The 21,446-nt window shown below is 65.7% G+C and carries 20 protein-coding genes; 8 read left to right on the top strand and 12 right to left on the bottom strand.

The window, feature by feature from the left end; translation table 11 throughout:
- Positions 1–45 precede the first annotated feature (45 nt).
- Together BJA_RS38235 and BJA_RS38230 are read left to right on the top strand one after the other, a co-directional pair.
- Complete coding sequence (locus BJA_RS38235; RefSeq protein ID WP_011090271.1) at positions 46–399, top strand: histone; 354 nt, start codon at positions 46–48, stop codon at positions 397–399.
- A 437-nt stretch (positions 400–836) separates the two neighbouring features.
- Positions 837–1,844, top strand: coding sequence for a TorF family putative porin (locus BJA_RS38230; RefSeq protein WP_028174608.1), 1,008 nt, complete (start codon positions 837–839; stop codon positions 1,842–1,844).
- Positions 1,845–2,134: 290 nt separating this feature from the next.
- Here the strand turns inward: BJA_RS38230 and BJA_RS38225 are convergent, their stop codons facing one another.
- A complete protein-coding gene (locus BJA_RS38225) occupies positions 2,135–3,898 on the bottom strand; it encodes an ABC transporter ATP-binding protein/permease (protein WP_011090269.1) in 1,764 nt (587 codons plus the stop codon).
- Between the two features lie 314 nt (positions 3,899–4,212).
- Between BJA_RS38225 and BJA_RS38220 the strand changes: the two genes are divergently transcribed.
- Entirely contained in the window at positions 4,213–5,877 is a 1,665-nt protein-coding gene (locus BJA_RS38220) for an L-lactate permease (RefSeq protein WP_011090268.1), read from the top strand.
- A 133-nt stretch (positions 5,878–6,010) separates the two neighbouring features.
- Positions 6,011–6,409 (top strand): META domain-containing protein, encoded by a 399-nt coding sequence (locus BJA_RS38215; protein WP_038967314.1) that lies wholly within the window; start codon positions 6,011–6,013, stop codon positions 6,407–6,409.
- A 66-nt stretch (positions 6,410–6,475) separates the two neighbouring features.
- Here the strand turns inward: BJA_RS38215 and BJA_RS38210 are convergent, their stop codons facing one another.
- From BJA_RS38210 to BJA_RS38200, 3 genes are all read right to left on the bottom strand, one after another.
- Positions 6,476–7,687 (bottom strand): hypothetical protein, encoded by a 1,212-nt coding sequence (locus tag BJA_RS38210; RefSeq protein WP_028174611.1) that lies wholly within the window; start codon positions 7,685–7,687, stop codon positions 6,476–6,478.
- Positions 7,688–7,920: 233 nt separating this feature from the next.
- On the bottom strand, positions 7,921–9,552 hold the full coding sequence (gene groL / locus BJA_RS38205) for a chaperonin GroEL (protein ID WP_011090265.1): 1,632 nt from the start codon (positions 9,550–9,552) through the stop codon (positions 7,921–7,923).
- 165 nt (positions 9,553–9,717) lie between these two features.
- On the bottom strand, positions 9,718–10,014 hold the full coding sequence (locus BJA_RS38200; protein ID WP_011090264.1) for a co-chaperone GroES: 297 nt from the start codon (positions 10,012–10,014) through the stop codon (positions 9,718–9,720).
- Between the two features lie 312 nt (positions 10,015–10,326).
- Here BJA_RS38200 and BJA_RS38195 point away from each other — a divergent pair, with 312 nt between their 5' ends.
- Complete coding sequence (locus BJA_RS38195; protein WP_028174612.1) at positions 10,327–10,848, top strand: hypothetical protein; 522 nt, start codon at positions 10,327–10,329, stop codon at positions 10,846–10,848.
- A 189-nt stretch (positions 10,849–11,037) separates the two neighbouring features.
- Here the strand turns inward: BJA_RS38195 and BJA_RS38190 are convergent, their stop codons facing one another.
- The gene (locus BJA_RS38190) at positions 11,038–11,820 is read right to left on the bottom strand and encodes a protein phosphatase CheZ (protein ID WP_028174613.1); all 783 of its coding nucleotides are present in this window, start codon (positions 11,818–11,820) and stop codon (positions 11,038–11,040) included.
- Between the two features lie 314 nt (positions 11,821–12,134).
- On the opposite strand from BJA_RS38190, the gene BJA_RS38185 reads away from it, so the two are divergent.
- Positions 12,135–12,944 (top strand): L,D-transpeptidase family protein, encoded by an 810-nt coding sequence (locus BJA_RS38185; RefSeq protein WP_038967312.1) that lies wholly within the window; start codon positions 12,135–12,137, stop codon positions 12,942–12,944.
- Positions 12,945–13,014: 70 nt separating this feature from the next.
- Here BJA_RS38185 and BJA_RS38180 read toward each other — a convergent pair whose 3' ends face one another.
- From BJA_RS38180 to BJA_RS38155, 6 genes are all read right to left on the bottom strand, one after another.
- On the bottom strand, positions 13,015–13,839 hold the full coding sequence (locus BJA_RS38180; RefSeq protein WP_011090260.1) for a DUF2076 domain-containing protein: 825 nt from the start codon (positions 13,837–13,839) through the stop codon (positions 13,015–13,017).
- Between the two features lie 125 nt (positions 13,840–13,964).
- Positions 13,965–14,810: a ChbG/HpnK family deacetylase gene (locus tag BJA_RS38175; RefSeq protein ID WP_011090259.1), complete on the bottom strand. Its 846-nt coding sequence runs from the start codon at positions 14,808–14,810 to the stop codon at positions 13,965–13,967.
- A complete protein-coding gene (locus BJA_RS38170) occupies positions 14,807–15,853 on the bottom strand; it encodes a glycosyltransferase family 2 protein (protein ID WP_011090258.1) in 1,047 nt (348 codons plus the stop codon). The genes BJA_RS38175 and BJA_RS38170 overlap by 4 nt, the downstream gene beginning before the upstream one ends.
- Positions 15,854–15,940: 87 nt before the next feature.
- Positions 15,941–16,918, bottom strand: coding sequence for an ATP phosphoribosyltransferase (hisG, locus tag BJA_RS38165; protein ID WP_011090257.1), 978 nt, complete (start codon positions 16,916–16,918; stop codon positions 15,941–15,943).
- A gap of 3 nt (positions 16,919–16,921) precedes the next feature.
- Complete coding sequence (locus BJA_RS38160) at positions 16,922–18,073, bottom strand: ATP phosphoribosyltransferase regulatory subunit (protein ID WP_011090256.1); 1,152 nt, start codon at positions 18,071–18,073, stop codon at positions 16,922–16,924.
- Between the two features lie 145 nt (positions 18,074–18,218).
- Positions 18,219–18,974 carry a 16S rRNA (uracil(1498)-N(3))-methyltransferase gene (locus tag BJA_RS38155; protein ID WP_038967316.1) on the bottom strand — a complete coding sequence of 252 codons (756 nt, stop codon included), beginning with the start codon at positions 18,972–18,974 and terminating at the stop codon, positions 18,219–18,221.
- A gap of 209 nt (positions 18,975–19,183) precedes the next feature.
- On the opposite strand from BJA_RS38155, the gene BJA_RS38150 reads away from it, so the two are divergent.
- On the top strand, positions 19,184–19,843 hold the full coding sequence (locus BJA_RS38150) for a hypothetical protein (RefSeq protein ID WP_011090254.1): 660 nt from the start codon (positions 19,184–19,186) through the stop codon (positions 19,841–19,843).
- Positions 19,840–20,772, top strand: a complete 933-nt coding sequence (gene ubiA / locus BJA_RS38145) for a 4-hydroxybenzoate octaprenyltransferase (protein WP_011090253.1) — start codon at positions 19,840–19,842, stop codon at positions 20,770–20,772. Before BJA_RS38150 ends, ubiA begins: the two co-directional genes overlap by 4 nt.
- Positions 20,773–20,882: 110 nt before the next feature.
- Here ubiA and BJA_RS38140 read toward each other — a convergent pair whose 3' ends face one another.
- Positions 20,883–21,401 carry a DUF6101 family protein gene (locus BJA_RS38140; protein WP_011090252.1) on the bottom strand — a complete coding sequence of 173 codons (519 nt, stop codon included), beginning with the start codon at positions 21,399–21,401 and terminating at the stop codon, positions 20,883–20,885.
- Positions 21,402–21,446: the final 45 nt, after the last annotated feature.

Here is a 21,446-nt window from a genome sequence, read left to right as displayed (position 1 = left end):
AAGACGTCCGATCGACCATTGTTCGGCGGCAACAGGAGGACCACGATGGCGAAAGCGAAAAAGAAAAAAAGCAAGAAGGCAAAAAAGGCCAAGAAGGCTGTAGCGGCGAAGAAGACCGCGAAGAAGGCGACGAAGAAGGCAGCCAAGAAGTCAGCGAAGAAATCTGCCAAGAAGGCCGCACCGAAGAAGTCGGCCAAGAAAGCTGCAAAGAAGGCTGCACCGAAGAAGGCCGCCAAGAAGGTGGTTGCGAAGAAGGCGGCACCGAAGAAGGCGAAGGCAGCTCCCGCGCCGAAGCCGTCAGCGCCGGTGGCAGCTCCGGCTCCCGAGCCTGTCGCCGAGACAAGCTGGGCGATGCCTTCGTCTTCTGCGGAACCGACGCCGGCCGAGGGGCAGGGTTAGGCCTAAGGTCAGGCCCGCGGTCAGGCCAGGGGCTGGGCCAGGGCTGGCTTCACCCAACGACCACGATCGACAGCAGGAGGGCCGCGGCGGCGACGCTGCGGCCTTTCTGCATCGCGGCTGTGGCTGCCGGAGGCCGCCATTCCCCGGCGCCAGCCCGATTCGTAGCGCGCGGAGCACGGTACTGCAGGTCTCCGTACTAACCCCGTCCTTCAGTGCCCTTTGGAGGGCAAATAATGTGATCGAGAAGCCACACAGGCAGACAACCTTTCGTGAAATCGTCAGAACGCCTAAAAAGTCAGCAGATGCCCGCGTTTTTTGCTTCACGGTTCACATCCCCCGATCCAGATTGCCGCAGTCATGAATTTTTGATGTTGGGTCGTACGCCCCGGGGGGCTTCCGGGAAACCGACTGGGTGAGAACTGGTGATGGGGATCGAAATGAAAAAAGTGGCTTTGTTGGCAACGGCGCTGGCAATGGTGACGACGGGTTCGGCTTTCGCGGCGGATATGGCGGTGAAGGCCAAGAAGGCCCCGCCGGTCGCTGCCTTCGACCCCTGGGACATCGCCTTCGGCGGTGCGCTCGTCAGCGATTACATCTTCCGCGGCGTGACCCAGTCGAACCACCAGCCGTCGGTCGCCGCTTATTTCGAGCCGCGCTACAACGTCACCAAGGACCTCCAGCTTTACGCCGGTGTGTCCGCGGAGAGCATCTCCTTCGCCAACCGCGCTGCGGCTGAAGTCGACGTCTACGGCGGTATCCGCCCGACCTTCGGCGCCTTCGCCTTCGACTTCGGTATCTGGGGCTACCTGTATCCGGGCGGAAGCTGCGCCGACAACGTGCTCACCGGCGGCGTTCCCGGCGGCAACGTCTGCGCCGTCAGCACCACCACGATCTTCCTCGCCGACGGCAACGTCATGAAGAAGAACGTCAGCTTCTTCGAAGGCTATGCCAAGCTGAACTACACCATCAACGACAACTGGGCCGTCGGCGTGAACGAGTACTACTCGCCGAACTTCCTGAACTCGGGTGCCTGGGGCAACTACGCGTCGGTGACTGCCAAGTACACCGCGCCCAGCACCGTCTTCGGTCCCTCGGGCGTCGGCATGTATGTGTCGGGTGAGTTCGGCCGCCAGTGGTTCGGCACCTCGGACGCCTTCTACGGCACCGGCGCCGGCACCGTTTTCGCCAACGGTATTCCCTACAAGGACTACAACACCTGGAACGTCGGCATCGGCTTCACCTACAAGGTGTTCACGCTGGATCTGCGTTACTCCGACACCGACCTGAACAAGGGTGATTGCAACGCCTTCACCAGCGCCTTCAATGCCACCGGCACCACCAACGTCACCCCGATCAACCCGAGCGGCGCTGGCTCCAACTGGTGCGGCGCGGCCGGCATCGCCAAGCTGTCGTTCGACCTGACGGCGATGACCAACCTGAAGTAAGTTTCTTCCCGAAACGACTTGCTGAGGGCGGCAGAGCAATCTGCCGCCCTTTTGCTTTTGCGGCCTGGAGCGCTGCGATCGTGCCGGGCCTTCATGGTTTTCTAGGCGATGCGAAGCATCGTCCGGGAGGCGCGCCGCAGGGCGGCGCTCCTCACCATGAGGATCTGGGACTTTGCGGCGAAGTCCGACCTCATCCTGAGGGCCCGCCAAAGGCGGGCGTCTCGAAGGATGGGCCGCAAGGAAAGGCCCTTATCGGGGTCCTTCGACTACGATAGCGATCGTCTTGCGCCTCAGCGCGCCACGGTCGATTCCGCCTGGACCGGCTCGCCGCTCTTGCCGAGGACGTGGATCTGGCCGTCCTTCACCATCGTCACCTTGCGGGTATGGAAAGCATCGAGGGTCGAGCGATGGCCGATCGAGACGATGGCGGCTTGCGGCAGCCTCTCCGTCAGCAGCCGGTACAGCCGGGCCTCGGACGGCTCGTCCAGCGAGGCGGTGGCCTCGTCCAGGAACAGATAGTCCGGCGCATGCAGCAGCGCGCGGGCGAGACCCAGACGCTGCTGCTCGCCGAGCGACAGCATCCGGTTCCAGTGCCCGTCCTCGTCGAGCCGCTCGGCGAGGTCGGGCAATCCGACCGCGATCAGCGCGTCCCGGACGCGCGCGGCGTCGAATGTATCAGGCGCTGCGGGATAGACCACGGCATCGCGCAGAACCCCGACGGGGAAATAGGGGCGCTGCGGCAGCATCATCAGCTTCGCCCTTTCGGGGACGACGATGGTGCCGGTGCCGAACGGCCAGATGCCGGCGATGGCCCGGAACAGGGTCGACTTGCCGGAGCCGGACGGCCCCGTCACCAGCACGCGCTCCGGCACCTGGATGGCGAAGGCGCCGGCGGCGACCAGCGGCGTGCCGTTGGGCAGGTTCACGCAGAGCTGCTCGAGGCCGATATTGCGGTCGCCGCCGGCGGCCTCGAGGGCGATCGCCGGCTCATGTGCCGGCAGGTTCGCGGCTGAATCGACCGACATCTCGAAGCCATCGAGACGCGCGACGATCGAGCGCCATTCCGCGAGCGATCGGTAAGCCGTGACGAAGAACGACAACGCGCCTTGTACGCTGGAAAAGGCCGATGCGGTCTGCATCATGTCGCCGAGCTGGATCTTCTTGGCGAAGAAGGCCGGCGCCACCAGCACATAGGGAAAGATCACGGCGGCCTGCTGATAGCTCGCGGTGAACGCGGTGAGGCGCTTGGTCCGGCTCATGATGGCGTACCAGTTGCCGATCACAAGGCCGAAGCGACCCAGGAGCCGGCCGCGTTCGGCCCCTTCACCCTTGAGCAGCGCGATCTGCTCGGAATTCTCGCGGACGCGGACGAGGTGGAAGCGGAAGTCGGCCTCATAGCGCTGCTGCTCGAAATTGAGGTTGACCAGCGGAGCACCGATCCAGTGCGTCAGCGCGGTGCCGAAGATCGCGTAGACGAGCGCGCCCCAGCAAAGATAGCCCGGGATCATGAGGTCGGTGCCGAACAGGTGCAGCGGCGCGGCGTTGGAGAGACCCCAGAGGATGATCACGAAGGAGAACAGCGTCACGATCGACGAGAGCAGGCCGAGCCCGATCGTCAGGGTCTGCTCGACGAAGTTCTTGACGTCCTCGGTGATGCGCTGGTCCGGGTTGTCAGCCGCATCGCCCTTGAGCTGCATGCGGTAATGCGTGGCGCCTTGCAGCCATTCGCCCAGATAGTGCCGGGTCAGCCATTGCCGCCAGCGGATCTGGAGCCATTGGTTCAAGTACAGCTTGTAGACCGCCAGCGCGATAAACATCGAGGCGAGGGCGACGAAAATCCAGATCTGCGTGACGAACGCGTCCCAGTCGCTCGCCTGCAGTGCGCTGTAGAACCGGTTCTGCCACTGGTTCACGAGCACGTCGATCGCGACCAGCGCCAGCTCCATCGCGATCACGGCGGCGAGCAGGCCGCGGCCGACCCATTTGTCCTCGGATCGGAAATAGGGGACGGCGATTCGCCAGACGATCGCGAGCGTGGCGCTGATGTTCTTCACAGAGCTCTGTCTCCTGAGGGGATGTGCACAAATGCCTGGAGCCAAATGGCTGAGGCAACGGCCGAAATGGGCGCGCTTAGACTAAAGTCGCAAGTTCTGCAATTTGCGTTGGCTTGTCGGCGCTTGCAACCCTAGCATGGGGTTTAACGGCGCGGGGTGGGGGCCTTCGGGACTTCGCGAGCTTGTGAGCGGACGGGAACCGCCGCATTCGCGAGGAATTCGCGTCCAGCTCGGGGGTTATCGCTTCCAGCGTCAAGCAGGTTCGGCTGTCCACGCGGGCCGCCTGCGGCACACATGCGTGGGGGAGGAAGACCATGTGGAATCAAATCTATGATCCGCTGCACAACCCTGTGCTGTCGACGATCGCCGCGGCGGTACCCGTCGTCACGCTGCTGGTCCTGATCGCGAGCGGCCGCGTCCAGGCGCATATCGCGGCCATCATCGCCGTGATCGTAGCCAACCTGATCACGATATTCGTCTTCACCATGCCGGTGAACATGTCGATCCGCGCCTCGATCCTCGGCGTCGTGACCGGCTTCTTCCCGATCGGCTGGATCGTTCTCAACGTCATCTTCCTCTACCAGGTGACGGTGACCACCGGACGCTTCGAATTGCTCAAGCGCGCGGTCGGCGGCGTCACCGAGGACCGGCGGCTGCAATTGCTGCTGATCGCGTTCTCGTTCGGCGCCTTCTTCGAGGGCGCCTCCGGCTTCGGCACGCCGGTTGCGATCACCGGCGCGGTGCTGATCGGCCTCGGCTTCTCGCCGCTCGCCGCTTCCGGCCTGTCGCTGATCGCCAACACCGCGCCGGTCGCCTATGGCGCGCTGGGCACGCCGATCCAGGGCCTTGCCTCGGTCACCGGGCTCGATCCCTACATCCTCGGCGCGATGGTCGGACGGCAGTTGCCGTTCTTCTCGCTGATCGTGCCGTTCTGGGTGGTGTGGGCGTTCGCAGGCTGGAAGGGCATGAAGGACGTTTGGCCGGCGATCCTCGTCACCGGCGTGTCGTTCGCGGTCCCGCAATTCGTGATCTCGAACTTCATCAATCCGTGGATCGTCGACATCGGCGCCTCGCTGATCTCGATGGGCGCGCTGATCCTGTTCCTGAAGGTGTGGCAGCCCAGGCAGCTCTGGCTGTCGCCGGCGCTGCGCGGCCGCGACGAATCGGCCTCCACCATGGCCGCCGCAAAGCCGCTGGACAAGACACCGCTGACGCAAAGCGAGCTCTTCAGCGCGCTGCTGCCATGGATCATGGTCTGCATCGTGATGCTGGTCTGGGGCAATGGTGGCTTCAAGACCTGGGCGAACTCGATCTTCACCTGGAACTATCCCGTTCCCGAGTTGCACCAGATGATCAACAAGATGCCGCCGGTCGCGCCAGGGCCGACCAAGGAGAGCGCGGTGTTCGGCTTCACCTACCTGTCCTTCACCGGTACGGGCATGCTGATCGCGGCGATCATCTCCGGCTTCCTGATGGGCGTCGGTCCCGGCAAGCTCGTGACCGAGTACGCCCGCACCATCCGGCTGTGCGCGATCTCGCTGATCACGATCTCGGCGATGCTCGCGATCGGCACGCTGACGCGCCTGTCCGGCGTCGATGCGACGCTCGGTCTCGCCTTCGCCGCAACCGGCGTGCTCTATCCCTTCTTCGGCACGCTGCTCGGCTGGCTCGGCGTGGCGCTGACGGGATCGGACACCGCCTCCAACGTGCTGTTCGGGAACTTGCAGAAGATCACATCCGAGCAGCTCGGCCTGTCGCCGATCCTGATGGGCGCGGCGAACTCCTCCGGCGGCGTGATGGGCAAGATGATCGACGCGCAATCGATCGTCGTCGCCTCCACCGCCACCAACTGGTACGGCCATGAAGGCACGATCCTGCGCTTCGTGTTCTGGCACTCGATCGTGCTGGCCTGCCTCGTCGGCGTGCTCGTGACGTTGCAGGCCTATGTCTGGCCGTTCACGGCGATGGTGTTGAAGTAACAGGCTCCACTTCGACGCAAATCCCCGCGGGGTTCACCCCCGCGGGGATTTTTGCGTCCGTCATGGGCGAACCTTCTCAATGGCGCCGCCGTCTTATAGAAGGTGCGGCAAATCAGGTCGCTCGAGAGGTTTCATGGTTTCGCTCAGGCATATGGTGTGTGCGATGGTTGCAGTGCTTGCGATGTCCACTGTCGCGCGTGCGGAGGATGGTTTTCCCTTCGGCACCGAACTGACGCTGGAGGCGTCGCCGCAGCCGGGCTCGAAGCGGATTCCGAACATCGAGATTGGAGACAATGGCGAGGTCGTGCTGGAGCTCTGGTGCAAGGGCGGCAAGGGCCAGTTCTCGGTCGCCGGCAACACCGTGATCTTCGTCCCCGGCCAGATCCAGGACCGGTCCTGCCCGCCGGCAAAGGCCCAGGCCGACGACGATCTCGTCGCAGCGCTCGGCAGCGTCGAGACCTGGAAGCGCCAGGGCGACGTGCTGACGCTTCTCGGCCCCAAGCCGCTGCGCTTCCGCGCGAACGGCAATTAGCCTCGCTGTCATACCCCGCGACCCGGCTACGCCAAGGCTTCGCCGGGGTTGAGGTGGTGTCTCCGTCTACTTCCACACCGACTTGTCGGCGTCCCAGCGCTGGCCCTTCAATTCCTTTGCGAGGGCCTCGACCGAGCCGTTGTCGTCGGGCTGGTCGCCCTCCTCGTCGGCCGAAGCTTCGTCCGAGAGATTGAGCTTGGCGCCGCTGCTCTCGTCGGCGGTCGTGGTGGCGGGGCTGCCGATCCAGAGCATGAGCTTGTCGGTCGTGCCGGGCTTGTCCGGCGAGATGAGCCCTGCGACCTCGATCGTGTCGGTCAGATCGAGCGTCGGGAAATCCTGGTTCGGCCGCTTGAAGACCAGCTTGAGCTTGCCGGTGGCCGGGTTGAAGTTTTGCGAGACCGGCTTTGCCGCGAGCGTCCGGCCCAGCACGCCCGCCACGGCGGCTGCGAGCTTGTCGCGGTTGATCTTGTCGCCGTCGCGCCAGTCGGCCGCGGCGAAGCGGATGGTGCGGTCCATCTCGGTCATGCCCGCGGTCCAGCCCGCGGCGGTGACGCCGGGCATCGCCTTGAATTTTGCCAGCAGCGCGCCGGCGCGCTCCGGGTCGACCGACATGTTGATGGTCTGCTCGCCGGCGCGCAACGCGTCGCAGCCGACGGTGAGGCTCGCCAGCGTCACCTCGACCTCCTGGCCCTTCAGGCTCTTCAGGAACTCGGTCGCCGCATCCAGCTTGACCTTGACCGCGATCGCCTCCGGCGAGACGTCGGTGAAGTCCTTCGGCTGCGGCGTGATGCCGTCGTCGGAGGTCTGGTTGTCCAGAAACTCCTTCTCGCTGAGATCGGAATTGTCGGGCGAGGTGACCTCAGTCACGGCCTGGCCGATTCCAATCTGGCCGCGGAATTCGAAAGTGTCTCCGGTCGGCTTGCGCAGCAGCTTGACGGTGACGGGCGCCTTCGCGCCGAGGCTCTGCGTCGTGCCGGTCAGCGTCTGGCCGGCGACCTGGAGATTGACGACGAAGCGATCCTTGCGGTCGGAATTTTTCGCGACCGGATAACAGACGTCGAGCACGGCGGCCGTGACCGTCTTGCCCTGGCGCGTCTCCTTCAGGATCACGTCGGCATTGCCGTCCATCAGCCCGTCGATCGAGGTGAAATAGCGCGTCTCGGGGCCGCCCGGCACCGTCGCCTTTGGCGACAGCTTCATCTGGGCGGATGCGACCTCCGGCGAAACAGCAAGCAGAGCCGCCACAAGGGCCGTGGAGCAAACCAGAAGCGCGCGCATCGATAAAATCCTCGAGCAAGGGAGCATGATCCGGAAAAGTGTGACCGAAAAGATCATGCTCAAACAACAACCTAAAGCGTGATGACGACTCGTTCCGACCTCATCGCGCTTTAGAATCGGCGCCACCGTAATGGGTTTTGGCCGTCGGTTGAATCGGAAAGCGTGAGCCATGGTCGGCAAAAAAGAAGGCCGCCCGGAGGCGGCCTTCGCAACATTGTCGGGGAACGGTGGGCTCAGAAGCCGCCCATGCCGCCGCCGGCTGGCATCGCGGGCGGAGCGTCCTTCTTCGGCGCCTCGGCGACCATGGCTTCGGTGGTCACCAGCAGGCCGGCCACGGAGGAGGCGTCCTGGAGCGCGGTGCGCACCACCTTGGCGGGGTCGATGATGCCCTTCTCGACCATGTCGACATAGTCCTCGTTCTGGGCGTCGAAGCCGAAGGTCTCGGACTTGTTCTCCAGGATCTTGCCGACGACGATCGAGCCTTCCACGCCCGCGTTCTCGGAGATCTGGCGGATCGGGGCTTCCAGCGCCTTCAGCACGATGTTGATGCCGGCCTGGACGTCGTCATTGGCGTTGGTGAGACGGCCCACCGCCTTCTTGGCGCGGAGCAGCGCGACGCCGCCGCCGGGGACGATGCCTTCCTGCACCGCGGCACGGGTGGCGTTGAGGGCGTCCTCGACGCGGTCCTTCTTCTCCTTGACCTCGATCTCGGTCGCGCCGCCGACGCGGATCACCGCGACGCCGCCGGCGAGCTTGGCGAGGCGCTCCTGGAGCTTCTCGCGGTCGTAGTCCGAGGTGGTCTCCTCGATCTGCGCCTTGATCTGGCCGACGCGGGCCTCGATGTCGGGCTTCTTGCCGGCACCGTTGACGATCGTGGTGTTCTCCTTGTCGATCACCACCTTCTTGGCGCGGCCGAGCATCTTCACCGTGACGTTCTCGAGCTTGATGCCGAGCTCTTCGGAGATGAGCTGGCCGCCGGTGAGGATCGCGAGATCCTCGAGCATGGCCTTGCGGCGGTCACCGAAGCCCGGCGCCTTGACGGCGGCGACCTTGAGGCCGCCGCGCAGGCGGTTGACGACCAGGGTGGCCAGCGCCTCGCCCTCGACGTCCTCGGCGATGATCACGAGCGGCTTGCCCGACTGCACCACGGCTTCGAGCACCGGCAGCATGGCCTGGAGGCCCGAGAGCTTCTTCTCGTGCAGGAGGATGTAGGCGTCCTCGAGCTCGGCGGTCATCTTCTCGGCGTTGGTGACGAAGTAGGGGCTGAGATAGCCGCGGTCGAACTTCATGCCCTCGACGATGTCGACCTCGGTGTCGAGCGACTTGTTCTCCTCGACGGTGATGACGCCCTCGTTGCCGACCTTCTGCATCGCCTGCGCGATCATCTTGCCGATGGCGGCATCGCCGTTGGCCGAGATAGTGCCGACCTGGGCGACCTCGGAGGAGGAAGCGACCGGCTTGGCGCGCTTCTCGATGTCCTTGATGACGGCCGCAACCGCGATGTCGATGCCGCGCTTGAGGTCCATCGGGTTCATGCCGGCGGCAACCGCCTTGGCGCCTTCGCGCACGATGGCCTGGGCCAGCACGGTCGCGGTGGTGGTGCCGTCGCCGGCGAGGTCGTTGGTCTTGGAAGCGACCTCACGCACCATCTGGGCGCCCATGTTCTCGAACTTGTCCTCGAGCTCGATCTCCTTGGCGACGGTGACGCCGTCCTTGGTGATGCGGGGCGCGCCGAAGCTCTTCTCGATGACGACGTTGCGGCCCTTCGGGCCGAGCGTCACCTTGACGGCGTTGGCGAGAATGTCGACGCCGCGCAGCATGCGTTCGCGCGCGTCTCCGGAAAACTTGACGTCTTTGGCAGCCATTTCTGCAATCCCTCGTGTTTCGTGCTGTGTCTTGTTTCGTGCTGCGTCTTGCCGCTTTGCCGGCCGCATCGATTCCGGGATCCGCAGGTCGAACCCGGCGGAAGGATGGATGCCCGGATCACGCGATCCGGGCACGACATTCAGCGGCCGTTCAGGCTGATGGCCTTAGGCCATCACGCCCATGATGTCCGACTCCTTCATGATCAGGAGCTCTTCGTTGTCGATCTTGACCTCGGTGCCCGACCACTTGCCGAACAGCACGCGGTCGCCGACCTTGAGGTCGATCGGGATCAGCTTGCCGGTCTCGTCACGGCCGCCGGGGCCGACGGCGACGACCTCGCCCTGGGAGGGCTTTTCCTTGGCGGTGTCCGGAATGATGATGCCGCCCTTGGTCTTTTCCTCGGCGTCGATACGTTTGACCACGACACGGTCATGCAGCGGACGAAATTTGGATTTAGCCATGACGTTTCCCTTTGGAGGCTCGCTTCGGAAGTAGTGGAAGTGGGTGGGGCGGCGCTTCCGTCCACCCTCGTCCCGAGGATCGAACGGCGCGCTTAGCAATCGGGCTTTCCGAGTGCTAATAGTGCGCCCGGAAATATGGCTTGGCCGCGATCCTGTCAAGCAAAGGTGGTTAAGCGATTGGTGAGGCGGATATAGGATGGTGGCATTGGAAACGTGTTCGGGGCGCCGGCGTATCAAACGTCATTGCTCCGGTGGCGGTTTTGCGCTTGGCTGCAGAAGGGGTGCGGCCATGGTCTTGTTCGGGGGAATGCCATGATCACTTCAGCTCACGCGCGCAGGGTTGCCAATCTGGCGGCCGCATCTGGCCTGGCGTTGCTGCTTGGCGCCTGCGGCGGCGGCATGAGCCTGCCGTCCTTCTCGTCGTCCTCGCCGCCGCCCGAGGCAGAGCCCGGTACCGGTCCGGAAATGCCGGCGAGCATCCGCGCCGACGAGATCGTCGGCCGCTGGGGTCTCGCCTCGTTCCAGAACCCGGCCGACCGCGCCCGCACCGAGGCCGCCGCGCGGTCCCAGTGCAAGAATCCTTACGTGATCGGCGCCGGCACCTCCGGCGGCGTGGTCATGCATCTGGCCGACCAGGCGACACCGCAGGAATTGCGGCTGAAGGGCTCGCCCAGCGGCAAGAACTATATCGGGCCGGCCGGTCCGACCCCCGGCGAGCAGGACCGCGAGATCGTGTCCTTCGACGGGCGCGTCCTGATCACCCGCTTCATCGACAAGGACGCCGCCACCCGCTACGGCAACATGGTCTACGTCCGCTGCGCCCCGAGGGCGTGATGTTCTTCCCGTCATTCCGGGGCGATGCGAAAGCATCGAACTATGGTGTGCAATTGCGCACCTGAGAATCTCGAGATTCCGGGTTCGGTCCTGCGGACCGCCCCGGAATGACAGCGTGAGATAAATCGCCAAAAAACAAAAAACGCCGGCTCGCGCCGGCGTTTTGCTTTTCCGTAATCTCGCGTCCGTTCAGTCGAACAGCGCATCGATGTCGTCCTGCGAGGCGTGGCCGACGTCGCCGGCGAGCTTCGGACCGTTGAGGAGTTTTTCGTCCTCGCTGCGGGTGTCGGCCGGCGCCGGCACATGGGCCTTGATCGCGTCGACGCCGCCCCAGATCTCCATCATCGCGTTGATGTGCTGCTCGATGAACTTCATCGTGGTCATGACCTTGCTGATGCGCTGGCCGGTCAGGTCCTGGAAGTTGCAGGCCTCGAAGATCGAGATGACGCGTTCCTGGATGTCGTCGGCGAGCCGCTTCTGCTGGTCGGCCGATTGCACCTTGGACATCGCGCTGGCCGCCTGGTCGATCGACTCGGCGGCTTCCAGGATCTGCTGGGTCGCCTGTTCGGTGCCGCCGACGACCGCGCCGAGTTCGCCATTGACCTTGGCCATCTCGCCGCCGTCGAAGCTCTTGCCGTGCAGCGTCGCGATTTCGCGCTTGGTGCGGTCGATGGCGTCGTGGATGAGGTCGAGCTCGACCTTCAGCTTCTCGCACTGCTCGATCTGCGCCCGGTAGGTGTCGAGCATGGTGCGCGTCTCGGCAAGCTCATGGGCCGTGGAAGCGTCGATCGCCGCCATCGCCGCGCTGGCGGACAGCGGGGCAGCGGTGCCCTTCGCCATCTGTGCGCGGATCGCGCGCAGCTCCGCCATGATCTCGCTATGCATCGGCGCAGCCTCCTCAATCATTTCGGGGCTGGGCATCTCGCCGACAATAGCCTCTTCGACACGAAAACGTTTGCGGTGAATAGCCATCAGAAACTCCCCCCACCTCACTCACGCGTCTTTGTAGGCAGAAGCAATTTAACACGAGGTTCACGACCGGAACTGTTGCGCGGCCGCGCGCGACGACGCGAGAAGAAGCGATTAACCATGAGCATGAGGCGTTCATCGAAAATAAACGCTGATCGCCAAATTGGGCTCTCGCTCGCGACGTGGTGAATCAAAACGGCGTTTCCGTTTACCAAACGAAACGCCTTTTGCTCTTTATTGACCACGTCGCGGGCGCCGATCAGCCATCAGCTCTGCACGACGCATGTGATCTAGACGAAACAGTACAGAGTACGTCGATGTTCAAGAAAATGTCTGTCGCGCTGCTCGGCAGCGCTTGCACCCTCGTTGCCGGCGCAACCAGCGCCAGCGCCTTCGACAATACCGTGCCGAACGATCCGCCCGCGGTGCTTTATCAGCCGCAAGTGCCGCCGGCGCCGGTGCGCGTCGCCTCCAACGCGAACATGGGCGGCGGCTTCATCGAGTTCCTGTTCGGCGATGGGCCCGGCCGCGGTCCGGCCTACGCGCCGCCGGTGTACCAGCAGCAGCCGGGCTACAACGATCCGCGCCGCCTGCCGCCGATGGGCGAACCGCAGATGCAGGGTGGATATCAGCAAGGCGCAGGTCTCCAGCAGGAGGCGGTCGATCCGCGCCAGCGTCAATTCGATCCGAAGTTCGAGAAACAACTCGTTGACTATAGCGGCAAGGAAAGTGCCGGCACGATCGTGGTCGATACGCCGAACAAGTTCCTCTATCTCGTCGAGGGCAACGGCCGGGCGATGCGCTACGGCATCGGCGTCGGCCGTCCCGGCTTCACCTGGTCCGGCGTCAAGGCGATCACGGCCAAGCGCGAATGGCCGGACTGGACGCCGCCGGCGGAAATGATCGCGCGCCGCCCCGACTTGCCCAGGCACATGGAAGGCGGTCCGGAAAACCCGCTCGGCGCGCGCGCGATGTATCTCGGCTCCACGCTCTACCGCATCCACGGCTCCAACGAGCCCTGGACCATCGGCACCAACGTCTCCTCCGGCTGCATCCGCATGCGCAACGAGGACGTCATCGACCTCTACGGCCGCGTCAATGTCGGCACCAGGGTCGTGGTGATGTGAGGTCCGAGCCCCGAAATGAAAACGGCCGCCCCATCGGCGGCCGTTTTTGTTTGCGCGCTATCGAGCGGCCTTACGCATAATCGCTGCCGCCATCGTCGCCGCCGAAATCGCTGTCGTCGGCCAGGTCTACGTTGTCGTCATTGTCGTTCTGATCGTTGTAATTCTGGTCGTCGTTCGAAGCCTGGTCGACAAAGCCTTGGCGGGAATCGCCGCCACGGTCGCGGTTCGATCCGATGTCGTCGAGGCCGGCATCGCGCGCGAGCGAGCCGCCGGACTGGTCGCTGCCGCCCCAGGGACTTCCGCCAGCGCTGCGGTCGCCCAGGGCGTTGGTGTCGCCGAAGGCCTGCTGGTGCGATCCGCCCATCATGCCGCGGATGCTGGAGAGCAGCAGTGAGCCGCCGACGACGCCGGCCGCGGCCGCCGCGGCCGTACCGAGGAACGAGCCGCCGCCACCGCCGACCGGCGGGGCGCCATAGCCCTGACCGGGGCCTTGACCTGGGCCTTGGCCGTAAGCCTGCTGGCCGTAACCCGGTTGCGCCTGTTGCATCGCCTGGCCGCTGTTCCACACCGGCCGTGCGTCACGCGGCGGCACGTTCGGAACCGAGCCGCGCGAGGGGCCGCCACCGAACAGCGTGTCGCGCATGGTATCCAGGAAGCCGCCGGACTGGGCCGGCTCGGGCGCCTGCGCCGCTTCCAGTTCCTGGATGCGGTTATGGGCGCGCTTGAGCGCTTCGTCCTGCAACAGGGTGGTCTGCACCAGCGCGTAGACGGCGCCGGGCGCCTTGCGCAGGCCGTCGGAGATCGCGGCGATCGCGTCGGGATCGCGCGGTGCATTTTCCAGTTTCGAAAGCCGGTCAAAAAGCTCGTCGACGAGCTGGCGTTCCTGCGGCGTCATGATCAATCTCCCTCGCGCAAACCAAGCGCGCAGGAGATGTAGGGTTCCATTGTGGCCCCAACAGTGCCGGCTGGATTAAATTTCGGTATGCGACAAGCTGCCTCGCGGCCGGCTTTAGCCGCCATTCACCCCAGTGTCGCGTTGGTCTGCGCCAGCAACCGCACGAATTCATCGCCCCCAAGATAGGCATGCTCGCGTTCGCGCACGTCGGTCATCGGATCAAGCGCGGCAAGGACGTCGTCCACGAAGCCGGGATGGCACATCACGAGGCCGCCATCGGGGAGGCCTTCCAGGAACTGCCGCATCAGCGCGCCGAAATCGGCCGCGCGGGTGAAGTCATAGGCGCCGGCGAAGCCGGGATTGAAACCGAGGCCGGCGCCGGCGGCGCGGCGGCGGAATTGCGCGCTGAGGATGTCGAGCACCATGGCCTTCGGCGAGGCCAGCCGCTGCGCCAGCGGCAGGTCGCGGCCGCCCTGGCGCACCCAGGCGTTCGGCGCGGTTTCGCTGACCGCGTCGATAAAGCCGTCGCGCACCTGCGGATAGAGCTGCACATGCTGATGGCCGTCGACGAAGTCTGGCGCGCGGCCGAAAGCCTCCGTGAAGGCCACGAGCTGCGCCTTCACCTCATTGCGAAAGAATTCGCGGTCGAGCCGCCGCAAGACACCCGCGCGCAAGAGCTTCGGAAACGGCATGAACATGTCGCCGTCGAGCGGGCGGAAATGCATGGTGAGCGGCCGGAACGGCGCGGACAGCGTCACATGCAATCCGATCGCGCAGCGCGGGCTCGTCTTCGCCGCGGCCTCAAGCGCCTCGATCTCGCCGCGAGCGATCGCGGGGCCGACCATCATCACGGAGGTGGCGTTGAGGCGGCCGCGCTCGATCAGGTCTCGGATGGCGCGATTGACGCCCGGGCTGATGCCGTAATCGTCGGCGCAGAGCCAGATCCGCCGCGGCGCCGCCGCCGCGCTCATTCGGCCGCCGTCCTCTTCGCGGCGTCGTCGGCCTTGTCGGCCTCGAAATGCTTCTCGCTGTGCTCGGCGACGAAGTAGATCGGGCGCGCCTTCAGCTCGGAGAGGATCTTGCCGATATATTCGCCGACGATGCCGATCATGATGAGCTGCACGCCGCCGATGGTCATCAGGCCGACCACGAGCGAGGGATAGCCGGGGACCTGCTTGCCGGTGGTGAAGACCTCCCAGAGAATGGAGAGGCCGAACAGGAAGGCGATGCCGGCGAGCACGACGCCGAGCAGGCTGGCGAAACGCAGTGGTGCCACCGAGAACGAGGTCAGGCCTTCGATCGACAGGCCGAGCAGGCGCGCGGCGTTGAAGGTGGTAACGCCATGGGCGCGCGGCGACGGCTCGTAGTCGACGCGGATCTGGCGGAAGCCGATCCAGCTTGCCAGGCCCTTGAAGAAGCGGTTGCGCTCCGGCAGTTGCCGAAGCGCCGTGACCGCGCGCGGCGAAAGCAGGCGGAAATCGCCGGCGTCTTCCGGAATCTTCTGGCGGGCACCCCAGTTGATCAGGGCGTAGAAGCCATGCACGGCGAGCCGCCGCAGGAAGGTTTCGTTGTCGCGATGCGCCTTGGCGGTATAGACGACGTCGTAGCCGTCATCGATCCAGTGTCCCACAAGCTGCTCGACGAGAGCCGGCGGATGCTGGCCGTCGCCGTCCATGAACATCACGGCGCCGAGGCGGGCATGGTCGAGGCCGGCCATCAGCGCCGCCTCCTTGCCGAAATTGCGCGACAGCGAGACCACCTGGACGTCGATCGCGTCGGCCGGCAGGCTGCGCGCGATCGACAGCGTCGCGTCCGCGCTGCCGTCGTCGACATAGACCACCTCGCAAGCGAGGCGATGGCGCTGCCGCAGGGTCTTTGCGAGATCGCAGATGCGCTGGTGCAGGGCGGCAAGCCCCGCCGCCTCGTTGTAGACGGGGACGACAATCGACAGTCCCTTCGCGGCGGCGTTGGCCGCGGTGGTCGTCAGGCCGGAAACATCAGAGCCCAGCGTCATCGATCAAGGTTCCAGAGGCGTTCAAGGTCATCTCAACAGCATATGGTAGCTGCCGTTTGCTGTCGCTACGCTGAACGGACCTGAGGCTCACCGCCGCAGGAACGCCTCGAGCTTGGCGAACAGCGGGTTCTCCCGGTCGAACACGTAGTCGAGCGAAACCACCGAGACGGTCTCGGCGCCATGCTCGCGCAGGAAGCTCGCGAGCGCATAGAGCTGCCCCGGCGGGCAGTGCAGCGTCAGCATGCCCGACGAGGTCGGCCCGCCGAACGGGGCCTCGACGCCGAAACGGCTGTGGGCCTCGCCGAGCAGGGCGGCGTCGCACTGCCGGAATCGGGTCCGGACCTCGCGGTATTTGTTGGCCCGCGCCCGCGCCGCGATGTGGTCGAGGATGACGCGCGCGGTCTCCCGCGCCTGCGGCGACCAGTCGGCATCCCTGGAGGCGACCAGATTGGCCTGGCTGCGCAGGATCATGCCGTCGTCGAGCACCCGCAAGCCGTTGGCGGCGAGGGTCGCGCCGGTCGTCGTGATGTCGACGATCAGCTCGGCGCTGCCGGCTGCCGGCGCGCCTTCGGTCGCGCCTGCGCTTTCGACGATGCGGTAATCGGTGATGCCGTGGTTCTGGAAGAACGCGCGGGTGAGATTGACGAACTTGGTCGCGACCCGCATCCGCATGTGATGCTGCTCGCGGAAGCCGGTGGTGACGTCGTCGAGGTCGGCCATGGTGCGGACGTCGATCCAGGCCTGCGGCACCGCGACGACGACGTCGGCATAGCCGAAGCCGAGGCCTTCGATCAGGGACACGCGCTTGTCGGCGTCCGCGATGTTCTCGCGCACCAGGTCCTCGCCGGTGACGCCGAGATGGGCGAGGCCGCGCGACAGCTGCGCGGCGATCTCGCTCGCCGACAGATAGGCGACCTCGACATTGTCGAGGCCCGCGATGGTGCCGCGATAGTCGCGTGCGCCGCCGGCCTTCGACAGCTTGAGGCCCGCGCGGGCGAAAAAGGCTTCGGTGTTTTCCTGGAGGCGGCCCTTGGAGGGAACGGCCAGAACGAATGGCGCGCTCATGACTTAGGCTCCCACCTTGCGGCCGATCCGGGTCAGCGCGTCCACCCAGACCGAGAAACCGACAGCGGCGATCGGCTCGGCTGAACCGAGCTGGGTCATCAGCCCGTCATAGCGTCCGCCGGCGACCAGCGGTTCGGCGCCATTGCCCCGGTGATGCAGCTCGAATTCGAAGCCGGTGTAATAGTCGAGCCCGCGTCCGAACGCGGTCGAGAAGCGCGTCTGCTTCACGTCGATGCCGCGCGCAGCCATGAAGCCGACCCGGCTCTCGAACTGATCGATCGCAGCCGTGAGGTCGAGCCTGGCGTCGGTGGTGAGCGCGCGCAGCTCGGCGACGGCGTCGTCGGGATTGCCTGCGATCGACAGGAAGCGCTTGAGCACGGTGATCGCCTCGCGGGGCAGCGCGCCGCCCTTCAGCGTCGATTGCTCGAGGAAGCGGTCGGCGATCTCGGCGGTGGTGCGGCCGCCGACATTGGTGGTCCCGGCGATCGACATCAAATCGGTGACGAAGGCGAGCGCCGCCTTGCGGTCGGAGCCGGCCAGCGCCGCCAGCACGCCCTCATATTCGCTGCGGGTGGCGGTCGTCGCGGCCGCCAGCCGTTCCAGATCCTGCTCCAGGCTGATCTTGCGGTTGAAGTCCTTGACCAGGCGGCGCCGCCAGACCGGATAGAGGTTGAGCGCGTCGAGCAGCGCGTTGAACAGCGCCACGTCGCCGGTGCGGATCTCGACGTCGCGGACGCCGAAGGCGCCCGTCGCCTCCAGCGCCAGCGCCAGCATCTCGGCATCGGCCGCGGCGCGGTCCTGGCGGCCGAACGATTCGATGCCGGCCTGAAGAAACTCGCTGGCCTGGCCGCTGCGGTAGCGGAACACCGGACCGAGATAGCTGAACCCGGCCGGCTGGCCGGCGCGGCTGGAGGCGAGGTAATCGCGCGCCACCGGTATGGTCAGGTCCGGGCGCAGGCAGAGCTCCTCGCCGGTGAGGTCCGTGGTCAGATACAGACTTTTGCGGATGTCCTCGCCGGAAAGGTCCAGGAACGGCTCGGCCGGTTGCAGGATCGCCGGCTCGGCCCTGACATAGCCGGCCTGCGCGAACGACAAGAGCAGCGTATCCGCCCAGGCGGCGGAGCCGGCAGCATTTGAGGTGGCAGTCGCGGTCATCTCAGGGGTCCATCGTCCCGGTGGAACCGGGCAGGGCAAGGGGAGGCAAGTGGAGGCAAGCCAGTTGGCGCAGCCCTTAGCATGGCCGGAAAGCGGTTTCGACCTCCAAAGGATCAATCGCTTAACGGCCGGCCAATGCGCAGCATCAGGGCGTCTTGCCGCCCCAATCGCCCAGCACCGTCTGCACCAGCGCCAGCGCAGCCACCGCGGCGGTGTCGGCCCGCATGATCCGGGGACCCAGGGCGAGCCGCAGGATCTTCGGCTGTCGCAGCAGCAGCGCCCGCTCTTCCTCGGCAAAGCCGCCTTCGGGGCCGATCAGCACGTCGATACCTTGTCCCGCCTCGCGCGCGCCTTGCAGGCTCTGAACGGGGTTTTCGACCTCCGCCGCCTCATCGCAGAAGATGAGCAGGCGACCCGCGGCGCGCTGGCTGAGGAAGCGCTCCAGCGGCACCGGCTCGGCCACGGTCGCGATGCTCAGGATGCCGCATTGCTCGGAGGCCTCGACCACGTTGGCACGCATCCGCTCGGTGTTGACCCGGGAGGCCTGGGTGAACCGGGTCAGGACCGGTTGCAGGCCGGCGGCGCCCATCTCAATGGCCTTCTGGACCATGTAATCGAGCCGGGCGTGCTTGAGCGGGGCGAAGACGTAAGTGAGGTCGGCCAGCCGGTCCTGCGGCCGGGTCTGCTGGAGGATGACGAGGCCGTCCGGCCGTTTGCGGCCTTCGATGGCGGCCTGCCATTCGCCGTCGCGGCCGTTGAAGGCCAGGACCTCGGCCCCCGCGGCAAGCCGCAGCACATTGCCGAGATAATTGCTCTGGTCGCGGTCGAGCGGGACCCTGGCGTCCTGGGCCAGGGGGGCATCGACGAACAGGCGGGGGGCGCGGAAATCGTGGGAAGGCATCATTCAGGTCCGATTTGCCGCCGTTATTAACCGAAAGCCGCCATTTCGGGGGTAAATATTGCCGAACCGGTGCGTCGGCGCGCCGCGCTCTTGCCCTATTCGACGGGTTGTTAAGGGCCGGCGGGAATCGTAAAAACGCGAACACGCTGGTTGCGCTTCAATTGGGAAGACGCCGAACCCCGTAAGCTCCTGCCGGAGAGACTGCCTTGATGATCCGTCATTTGATGGTTCCGATCACCGCCGCCATGATCACCATGGGGGCCGTGGGCGCCTATGCGCAAAGCGCCTTCCCGGCGCCGCTGCCAAACCAGGCCGCGAGCAGCTCGGCGTTTCCGCCCGTGAACGGCTCGGCGCCGACAGCCTCCGTCGGCACGGCGCCGCAATCCTCGTTTCCGGTGAACGGCGCCGCGCCGGTCGGCGGCGCCGGCGCTTTCAGCGCGGCCCCGCCGACGCAAGCCCCGGGTGAGGACTGCATGAAGGCCTTCATTCCCCTGCGCGAGGAGGCCGAGAAGCGCGGCAAGGCGATTAAGGCCGCGAGCGACCGCCACGCGCCGCCGGACGAGGCGTGCAAGCTGATCCGCAATTTCGGCCAGGCTGAAATGAAGATGATCAAGTACGTCGAGACCAACGCTGCAAAATGCGGAATCCCGCCGCAGGTCGGCGCGCAGATGAAGGACGGCCACAAGAACACCGAGGCCATGACCACGAAGGTCTGCAACGTCGCGCAGCAGATGCAGAACCAGCCGCGCGGTCCGGCCGGCCCGTCGCTGAGCGAGGTGCTGGGTTCGGGCTCGGCACCTGAAGCCAATGCCGGCAAGAAGGGCGGCAGCACCTTCGACACGCTCAACGGCAACGTCCTCACGCGATGAGCGACGCATCCGCCCGCGTTGCCGACTCCACCGGCAACTGGGTCGATACGCTCGCGCCGCCATGGGCGCGGCCCTATTTGCGATTGTCCCGCTTCGATCGTCCGATCGGCTCCTGGCTTCTCCTGATGCCATGCTGGTGGTCGGCGGCGCTCGCCGCCGGCATCGCGCACGATTCCGGCCGCCTGCCGCTCACCATCGTCCTGTTCTTCATCGGCGCCTTCGTCATGCGCGGGGCAGGCTGCACCTGGAACGACATCACCGACCGCGATCTCGACGACAAGGTCGAGCGCACCCGCTCGCGGCCGCTGCCGTCGGGGCAGGTGACCACGAAGCAGGCGCTGGCCTTCATGGTCGCGCAGGCCCTGATCGGTCTCGTGGTGCTCCTGCAATTCAATCGCTTCGCGGTCCTGACCGGCATCGCCTCGCTTCTGATTGTCGCGATCTACCCCTTCATGAAGCGCATCACCTGGTGGCCGCAGATCGTGCTCGGCCTCGCGTTCTCCTGGGGCGCCTTGATGGGCTTTGCCGTCACCTTCGGCCGCATCGACGTCACCGCGCTCGTGCTGTATGGCGGATCGATCGCCTGGGTGATCGGCTATGACACGATCTACGCGCATCAGGATGCCGAGGACGACGCGCTGATCGGCATCAAGTCCACCGCGCGCCTGTTCGGCGCGCACACGCACCAGGCGCTGGTCCTGTTCTATGGGCTCGCGGTGGTGCTGATCGGCGTCGCGCTGGCGTCAGGCGATGTGCGCTGGCCCGCCTGGCTCGGGCTTGCCGCTTTCGCCGCGCATCTGGCCTCGCAGATCGTGCGCTTGAGGATCGACGATCCCGCGCTTTGCCTGCGCCTGTTCAAGTCGAACCGGGATGCGGGCCTGCTGTTGTTTGCGGGATTGCTCGCGGACGCGGTGATGCGCGCGGCGTGACGCAAATGCGTGGGGTGGGCAAAGGCGCTCTTGCGCCGCGCCCGCCATCTTGCCGAGATTGAGATGGAAATAGGCGGGCACGCTTTCGCTTTGCCCACCCTACGGCACCTTTAGTTCCTCGCGATGATCTCGCGCTCGCCGTGATGAACCGACAGCTCGCGCGCCATGGCGGTGCGCCGGCGCATCAGGAATTTCGGACGGCGGGCGCGGATCGCGTTGGCGCGGCGGCGGCGCGGTGCGGGCTTGCGCGCGCCTTCGTCGAGCTGCGGAAGCGCGAAGATCTCGCTCCAGACCGCCCAGGCCTCGGTGAGCTCGTCGCCGTCGGCGCCGACCAGCAGCGGAACGGAGAGCGAGGGATCGCGATGGACGAGGACGAGGGCCTGCGCCGCGTCGTTGCCGCGCAGCGCGACGCCGGAGAAGTCGCTGACGCGCACGTTGATCGCCATCCGCATGCCGCGGACGGCACGGCGCAGCACGACACGTTCGCGATGAAGCTCGATCTGCCTTGTGTATCCGTCGGCGCGCGGATCATGCGCATCGAAGCGGACCGGAAGGGAAAGAGGGTCGAGCCGCAGAGAGCGGCTCGACCCGGCGGGAGCGATCCCGCTTGTTGCTGTTTGACGCCTCACGGCTTTAGTTCTCCCCGCCAGGATTATGTTCCCGGTCGATGCGAG

The organism is Bradyrhizobium diazoefficiens USDA 110, from assembly GCF_000011365.1.
GTDB classification, from domain to species: domain Bacteria; phylum Pseudomonadota; class Alphaproteobacteria; order Rhizobiales; family Xanthobacteraceae; genus Bradyrhizobium; species Bradyrhizobium diazoefficiens.
This window is presented reverse-complemented; position numbering and strand designations above follow the sequence as displayed.

What these genes read in the sequence shown, in the direction of transcription:
- BJA_RS38180 (WP_011090260.1), bottom strand. Translation starts at nt 13,839, where the DNA reads ATGACGCCGCAGGAACGCCAGCTCGTCGACGAGCTTTTTGACCGGCTT.
- BJA_RS38195 (WP_028174612.1), top strand. Translation starts at nt 10,327, where the DNA reads ATGATCACTTCAGCTCACGCGCGCAGGGTTGCCAATCTGGCGGCCGCA.
- BJA_RS38200 (WP_011090264.1), bottom strand. Translation starts at nt 10,014, where the DNA reads ATGGCTAAATCCAAATTTCGTCCGCTGCATGACCGTGTCGTGGTCAAA.
- BJA_RS38185 (WP_038967312.1), top strand. Translation starts at nt 12,135, where the DNA reads ATGTTCAAGAAAATGTCTGTCGCGCTGCTCGGCAGCGCTTGCACCCTC.
- BJA_RS38190 (WP_028174613.1), bottom strand. Translation starts at nt 11,820, where the DNA reads ATGGCTATTCACCGCAAACGTTTTCGTGTCGAAGAGGCTATTGTCGGC.
- BJA_RS38160 (WP_011090256.1), bottom strand. Translation starts at nt 18,073, where the DNA reads ATGACCGCGACTGCCACCTCAAATGCTGCCGGCTCCGCCGCCTGGGCG.
- groL (WP_011090265.1), bottom strand. Translation starts at nt 9,552, where the DNA reads ATGGCTGCCAAAGACGTCAAGTTTTCCGGAGACGCGCGCGAACGCATG.
- BJA_RS38175 (WP_011090259.1), bottom strand. Translation starts at nt 14,810, where the DNA reads ATGAGCGCGGCGGCGGCGCCGCGGCGGATCTGGCTCTGCGCCGACGAT.
- BJA_RS38215 (WP_038967314.1), top strand. Translation starts at nt 6,011, where the DNA reads ATGGTTTCGCTCAGGCATATGGTGTGTGCGATGGTTGCAGTGCTTGCG.
- BJA_RS38230 (WP_028174608.1), top strand. Translation starts at nt 837, where the DNA reads ATGAAAAAAGTGGCTTTGTTGGCAACGGCGCTGGCAATGGTGACGACG.
- BJA_RS38170 (WP_011090258.1), bottom strand. Translation starts at nt 15,853, where the DNA reads ATGACGCTGGGCTCTGATGTTTCCGGCCTGACGACCACCGCGGCCAAC.
- BJA_RS38150 (WP_011090254.1), top strand. Translation starts at nt 19,184, where the DNA reads ATGATCCGTCATTTGATGGTTCCGATCACCGCCGCCATGATCACCATG.
- BJA_RS38155 (WP_038967316.1), bottom strand. Translation starts at nt 18,974, where the DNA reads ATGCCTTCCCACGATTTCCGCGCCCCCCGCCTGTTCGTCGATGCCCCC.
- hisG (WP_011090257.1), bottom strand. Translation starts at nt 16,918, where the DNA reads ATGAGCGCGCCATTCGTTCTGGCCGTTCCCTCCAAGGGCCGCCTCCAG.
- ubiA (WP_011090253.1), top strand. Translation starts at nt 19,840, where the DNA reads ATGAGCGACGCATCCGCCCGCGTTGCCGACTCCACCGGCAACTGGGTC.
- BJA_RS38235 (WP_011090271.1), top strand. Translation starts at nt 46, where the DNA reads ATGGCGAAAGCGAAAAAGAAAAAAAGCAAGAAGGCAAAAAAGGCCAAG.
- BJA_RS38210 (WP_028174611.1), bottom strand. Translation starts at nt 7,687, where the DNA reads ATGCGCGCGCTTCTGGTTTGCTCCACGGCCCTTGTGGCGGCTCTGCTT.
- BJA_RS38220 (WP_011090268.1), top strand. Translation starts at nt 4,213, where the DNA reads ATGTGGAATCAAATCTATGATCCGCTGCACAACCCTGTGCTGTCGACG.